The organism is Guyparkeria sp. (assembly GCF_046540515.1).
Taxonomy (GTDB): Bacteria; Pseudomonadota; Gammaproteobacteria; order Halothiobacillales; family Halothiobacillaceae; genus Guyparkeria.
The window spans coordinates 1-6,155 of sequence record NZ_JBKHFB010000090.1 but is presented as its reverse complement, the minus strand read 5'-3'; the positions used below and the strand labels follow the sequence as shown (position 1 = coordinate 6,155).

Annotated in this window: 6 protein-coding genes and 1 riboswitch; of the genes, 5 read left to right on the top strand and 1 reads right to left on the bottom strand. The window is 66.9% G+C overall.

What is annotated here, in order from left to right:
• Positions 1 to 236: 236 nt before the first annotated feature.
• Positions 237 to 791 (bottom strand): thioredoxin family protein, encoded by a 555-nt coding sequence (locus ACLFRM_RS08745; protein ID WP_410755357.1) that lies wholly within the window; start codon positions 789 to 791, stop codon positions 237 to 239.
• Between the two features lie 305 nt (positions 792 to 1,096).
• Between ACLFRM_RS08745 and ACLFRM_RS08740 the strand changes: the two genes are divergently transcribed.
• The 5 genes from ACLFRM_RS08740 to ACLFRM_RS08720 all read left to right on the top strand — a co-directional run.
• Positions 1,097 to 1,957 (top strand): phosphate/phosphite/phosphonate ABC transporter substrate-binding protein, encoded by an 861-nt coding sequence (locus ACLFRM_RS08740; protein ID WP_410755356.1) that lies wholly within the window; start codon positions 1,097 to 1,099, stop codon positions 1,955 to 1,957.
• Positions 1,958 to 2,063: 106 nt separating this feature from the next.
• Positions 2,064 to 3,236 carry a methionine adenosyltransferase gene (gene metK, locus ACLFRM_RS08735; protein WP_410755355.1) on the top strand — a complete coding sequence of 391 codons (1,173 nt, stop codon included), beginning with the start codon at positions 2,064 to 2,066 and terminating at the stop codon, positions 3,234 to 3,236.
• Between the two features lie 68 nt (positions 3,237 to 3,304).
• Positions 3,305 to 3,409, top strand: a riboswitch (S-adenosyl-L-homocysteine riboswitch).
• A gap of 106 nt (positions 3,410 to 3,515) precedes the next feature.
• Positions 3,516 to 4,940: an adenosylhomocysteinase gene (gene ahcY / locus ACLFRM_RS08730; protein ID WP_410755354.1), complete on the top strand. Its 1,425-nt coding sequence runs from the start codon at positions 3,516 to 3,518 to the stop codon at positions 4,938 to 4,940.
• A gap of 72 nt (positions 4,941 to 5,012) precedes the next feature.
• Positions 5,013 to 5,855, top strand: a complete 843-nt coding sequence (gene metF / locus ACLFRM_RS08725) for a methylenetetrahydrofolate reductase [NAD(P)H] (RefSeq protein ID WP_410755353.1) — start codon at positions 5,013 to 5,015, stop codon at positions 5,853 to 5,855.
• A gap of 37 nt (positions 5,856 to 5,892) precedes the next feature.
• Positions 5,893 to 6,155 (top strand): hypothetical protein (locus ACLFRM_RS08720; protein ID WP_410755352.1); only part of this gene is annotated, 263 nt, incomplete at its 3' end.

Sequence of the window (6,155 nt, the reverse complement as noted above, 5' to 3'; positions counted from 1 at the left end):
GCAAGCGCCACAGATGCCCCTTTGGCGGCCCGCCCTGGCGGGGCTTGCGGGTTTGCCCACGCCCGTCGTCTCCGGCCCGCGACGGGCCCGAGTCATCACCTTGGGCCCGCGTTCGGCCCGACGCCCCGATTGCGAACAAACCCACTGGCCAGAGGCACCATCGAGTTCATGCAGAGATCACACCCAGGGCCGTGGGCAGGCAACCCTCGATGCCAGCGGGGGCCGAGGCGAGCAGTTCAGGCCTCACGCCACTTGATCGAGCAGCCCATCGAGGGCACCTGCTCCTCGGGGCCGCGGCCGGTCTCGGCCACCTGCTTCATCGCCTCGAAGAGCTCGCGGGGCGCGTCAGGCTCCGCCTCCTTGCGCGAGGCATCCAGCCGGCCGCGGTACTGGAGCTCGAGATCGGCGTTGTAACCGAAGAAATCCGGTGTGCAGACCGCGCCATACGCCTTGGCGACCGCCTGGGACTCGTCCAGGAGATAGGGAAACGGAAACTGGTGGCGCTCGGCGACCCGCTTCATGTTTTCCGGGGAGTCTTCCGGATAGTCGGTCGGATCGTTGGACATGATGGCCACCGTGTTCACGCCCAGACCCTTCAGCTCGCGCGCATCGCGAACGATGCGATCGAGCACCGCCTTGACGTAGGGGCAGTGATTGCAGATGAACATGACCAGGGTGCCGTTCTCGCCCCGGACATCCGCCAGGCGCCAGATGCGCCCCTCGACGTCAGGCAGGGCGAAATCGACCGCGGGTCGACCGAAATCGCAGACGGGGGTTTCCGTGCGGGCCATGAGCTTACCTCCTTCTCGAGAAGCTGACGTGGAGAGAACACGGAGTGCAATGACTTCCTGCACCACCAGCCGCAGTGTCTCATGATGCGGGCCAGCGCGGGCAAGCCGCATCGTCGCAACGGCCTTGGCTCGCCGCCCCAAGGTCAACTGTGATATTTTTCAACCGCTTCACGCCACGCCATCAGTGGCGGCGCTGCGAGCCGACTCGTAGCGAGGGACGACGACACCGCCCGGCAATCCGCAAAAACCGGCAACAGACCGGTCGCGAAGACAAACCGAACGCCAAGGATCAGGAGAACCCACCCATGCACGCGTCCACGCGCCCCTCCCACCACCTCAGCCCCACCACGGACCGAGACATCGGGACAGGACGACTGCTGGTCCTGTTCGCCGGGGCGGTCGCCCTGCTGGCCGCAACACTCCCCGCCAAGGCGGAGGGCAGCCTGAAGATGGCCATCGCACCTTTCCTGCCGGAATCGGAACTCAGCGAGGCTTACGAGCCGGTAGCCGAGTACCTGAGCGACCACCTGGGCGAGACCGTCGAACTCGAACTGTTCCCGAACTATCTCTCCTTCTGGGAAGCGACACGGGGAGGCTCGGACTTCGACATCGCACTGGACGCCGCTCCCGTGACGGACTTCCGCGCCCAGCGTCAGGACTGGCAGGTCATCGCTCGCTTCGAGGGCGAGGTGACCCAGTCGCTGGTCACCCGGGAAGACGATCTGGTCCTGTCGCCGAAAGAGCTGGTCAACAAGCGAGTCGCCGTTCAGCCGTCGCCATCGGTCGGGGCGCTGGTGCTGTACCAACTGTTCCCCAACCCGGTGCAACAACCGACCCTCGTCTTCGAGCGAACCAACCGCGACGTCGCCACCGCCGTTCTCGAAGGCAAGGCCCGTGCGGGCGTCATCCCCACCCCGCTGGTGGGTGGCTACCCCGGCCTGTACCCCGTGGTGACAACCGAACCGCTGCCGTTCCTGGGGTTCTCGGTCTCCCCGGACATCGAAGAGCGAACGCGCAAGGCCTTGCAACAAGCGCTGTTGTCGTTCGCCGAGACCGAGGAAGGTCAGGACATCCTCGAGAAACAGGACTTGACCGACATCGTATCGGCAGACAACCGCTACTATGCCGGCCACGCCGAATTGCTGGAAGGCACCTACGGCTACTGACCTTGCCCGCGAGCTGTGCCATGATCCCGCCTCCACGAGGCATAGCGATCCGCCCGGCTCGCCGCCTTGACCGATAGCCCTGACACACGAAAGAGGCCTGCACGCCATGAGTGCCACCGCCGCCAAGCGCCACCTGTTCACCTCGGAGTCCGTCTCCAAGGGCCACCCGGACAAGATCGCCGACCAGATCAGCGACGCGATCCTCGACGCGATCCTGGTACAGGACCCGTCGGCGCGGGTCGCCTGCGAGGCGCTGGTGAAGACGGGTTTCGTGGTACTCGCCGGCGAGGTGACCACCTCGGCCTGGGTCGACGTCGACGAACTCGTGCGCGACGTGATCGTGGATATCGGCTACACCAGCTCGGAGCTCGGCTTCGACGGCCACACCTGCGGCGTGCTCAACGCCATCGGCAAGCAGTCCTCCGATATCGCCCAGGGCGTGGACCGCGAGGATGCCGCCAGCCAGGGTGCCGGCGACCAGGGCCTGATGTTCGGTTACGCCACCAACGAGACCGACGTGCTGATGCCCGCGCCGATCACCTACGCCCACCGGCTGGTGCAGCGCCAGTCCGAGGTGCGCGAGGCCGGCACCCTGCCGTGGCTGCGTCCGGACGCGAAATCGCAGGTCACCTTCCGCTACGAGCACGGCGTGCCGGTGGGCATCGACGCGGTGGTGCTCTCCACCCAGCACAACCCCGACATCGCCCAGTCGGACCTCCACGAGGCGGTGATGGAGGAGATCATCAAGCCGGTGCTACCGGCCGAGTGGCTCGACCAGCACACCACCTACCACATCAATCCCACCGGGCAGTTCATCATCGGCGGCCCTGTGGGTGACTGCGGTCTGACCGGGCGCAAGATCATCGTCGACACCTACGGCGGCATGGCCCGCCACGGCGGCGGCGCCTTCTCGGGCAAGGACCCCTCCAAGGTCGACCGCTCGGCCGCCTATGCCGGGCGCTACGTGGCCAAGAACATCGTCGCCGCCGGGCTGGCCGACCGCTGCGAGATCCAGATCTCGTATGCCATCGGCGTGGCCGAGCCGACCTCGATCTCGGTGGACACCTTCGGCACCGGCCACATCCCCGACGAACGCATCACCGATCTCGTGCGCGAGCACTTCGACCTGCGCCCATACGGCATCCTGCAGATGCTCGACCTGATCCGGCCGATCTACCGCAAGACCGCCGTCGGCGGCCATTTCGGTCGCGAGGAACCGGAGTTCAGCTGGGAGCGCACCGATCGGGCCGAGGCACTGCGCAGCGACGCGGGCCTGTAAGGCTCGGCGCGACTCGCCCGTGCAGACCGCCCCGCGGGCGGTTATAATCCGCGGCTGATTTTCCCGTCCCGACCGAGGAGCGCTGCAATCCACCGCAAGGTGGGTCAGGCTCGGCCGGGGCGCGGCGGCCAGGGCATTCGCCCCGGCCACCCGATCAACGGCGCTCTTGAGAACCCGATCCACCGGGTTCGCTTTCAAGCCTCGACTTGAACAAGAGCCGCACGACACGCCCTCTCGTTCAAGTCGATCCACTGAAAAGAATCGACGAGGACGCTGACCGTGAATGCCGTAACCAAGCCGCAAGCCTTCAACGACTACAAGGTCGCCGACATCCATCTTGCCGACTGGGGTCGCCGCGAGATCCGCATCGCCGAGCGCGAGATGCCGGCGCTGATCAAGATCCGCGAGAAGTACCGCGCCGAGCAGCCGCTCGCCGGCGCCCGCATCGCCGGTTGCATCCACATGACCATCCAGACCGCGGTGCTGATCGAGACGCTCACCGCACTGGGCGCCGAGGTGCGCTGGTCGTCCTGCAACATCTTCTCCACCCAGGATCACGCCGCGGCGGCCATCGCCGCCAACAACATCCCGGTGTTCGCCTGGAAGGGCGAGACCGAGGAGGAGTACTGGTGGTGCGTCGAGCAGACCATCCAGGGGCCGGGCGACGGGGAGAAGGCCTGGACGCCGAACCTGCTGCTCGACGACGGCGGCGACCTCACCGGCCTGATGCACGAGAAGTACCCGAACCTGCTCGAGGGCGTTCACGGGGTGTCCGAGGAGACCACCACCGGCGTGCATCGCCTGCTGGAGATGCTCGAGGAAGGCACGCTCAAGATCCCGGCGGTCAACGTCAACGACGCGGTCACCAAGTCGAAGAACGACAACAAGTACGGCTGTCGTCACTCGCTTTCCGATGCGATCAAGCGGGCCACCGACCACCTGCTCTCCGGCAAGCAGGCGCTGGTGGTCGGCTACGGTGACGTGGGCAAGGGTTCCGCCGCCTCGCTGCGCCAAGAAGGCATGATCGTCAAGGTCTCCGAGATCGACCCGATCTGCGCGATGCAGGCGGCGATGGACGGCTTCGAGGTGGTCTCGCCGTACATCGACGGCGTCAACACCGGCGATGACGACGGCATCGACAAGGCCCTGCTGGGCAGGATCGACCTGCTCGTCACCACCACCGGCAACGTCAACGTCTGCGACGCGCCGATGCTGCGCGCGCTGAAGAACGGCGCGGTGGTCTGCAACATCGGTCACTTCGACAACGAGATCGACACCGCCTACATGCGGGAGAACTGGGCCTGGGAAGAGATCAAGCCGCAGGTGCACAAGATCTACCGCGAGGCGACCGCCGGCGGCGACTTCGACCCGGACAGCGAGAACTACCTGATCCTGCTCTCCGAGGGCCGACTGGTGAACCTGGGCAACGCCACCGGTCACCCCAGCCGCATCATGGACGGCTCGTTCGCCAACCAGGTATTGGCACAGATTCACCTGTTCCAGGAGCGCTTCGCCGATCTGCCGGCCGAAAGGAAGGACCAGGCGCTGCGCGTCGAGGTGCTGCCCAAGCAGCTCGACGAGGAAGTCGCCCGCTACATGGTCGAGGGCTTCGGCGGCGTGCTCACCCGCATGACCGACGAGCAGGCGAAATACCTCGGCGTACCGGCCGAGGGCCCGTTCAAGCCGGACGCGTACCGCTACTGAGCGGGCACGACCGACACGCCCCCGGGCGGCACGGCACCCCGTGTCGCCCGCCCTACCTTTCCCGGAGGAATCATGTCCATCCCGGTTTCCTGCGAATTCTTCCCGCCGAAGTCCGACGAGGGCGCGGTCAAGCTGCGCGATGTCTACCAGGAACTCGCCCGAGCAATCGATCCCGAGTACTTCTCGGTCACCTTCGGTGCCGGCGGCTCGACCCAGACGCGCACCTTCGAGACCGTGCGCGAGATCCAGCGCGACTCCGGCGTGCCGGCCGCACCGCACCTGTCCTGCATCGGCTCGACCCGTGAGGGGATCGCGCAGATCCTCGACGACTACCGCGCGCAGGGCATCCGGCGCATCGTCGCCCTGCGCGGCGACCTGCCCAGCGGCATGCGCGACCCGGGCGACTTCCGCTATGCCAACGAACTGGTGGCCTTCATCCGCGAGTACAGCGGTGACTGGTTCCACGTCGAGGTGGCGGCCTACCCGGAGATCCACCCGCAGGCACCGAACGCCGAGGCGGATCTCGCCAACTTCAAGCGCAAGGTCGAGGCCGGCGCGGATGCGGCGATCACGCAGTACTTCTACTCGATCGAGGCCTACCGGCGCTTTCTCGACGACTGCGAGCGGTTGAACATCGACGTGCCGATCGTCCCCGGCGTGATGCCGATCACCAACTACCAGCAGCTGGCGCGCTTCTCCGACATGTGCGGCGCGGACATCCCGCGCTGGCTGAGGAAGCGGCTGGAGGCCTTCGGCGACGACATGGACGGCCTGCGTGCCTTCGGCCACGACGTGGTCATCGATCTCTGCCGCCAACTGGTCGACGCGGGCGCCCCCGGCATCCACTTCTACGCCATGAACCGTTCGCAGCCGGTGATCCGCCTGTGCGAGGACGCCGGCCTGATCGGCGACTGACCCGCGGCCGGCCGGCGAGACGTTATACTCCCGCCCCATGAGTGACCCGACCGCGCGCAAGCACATCTGGATCGAACCGGCCGACGACGCCGCCGCCCGCGCGGCGGTCGAGGCCGGTGCCACCGCCCTGGTCCTGCCGGAGGCCGACCACTCGGGCCTGCCGCGCATCGCCCCCGACGGCGATCTGCGCGAGGGCCGCGACTTCGAACGTTACCGCATCGAGCAGGAGGCCGACGAGGAGGCCGTGCGGCGTGACCGTCTCGCCGTGATCGAGCCGGCCGACTGGACCATCATCCCGGC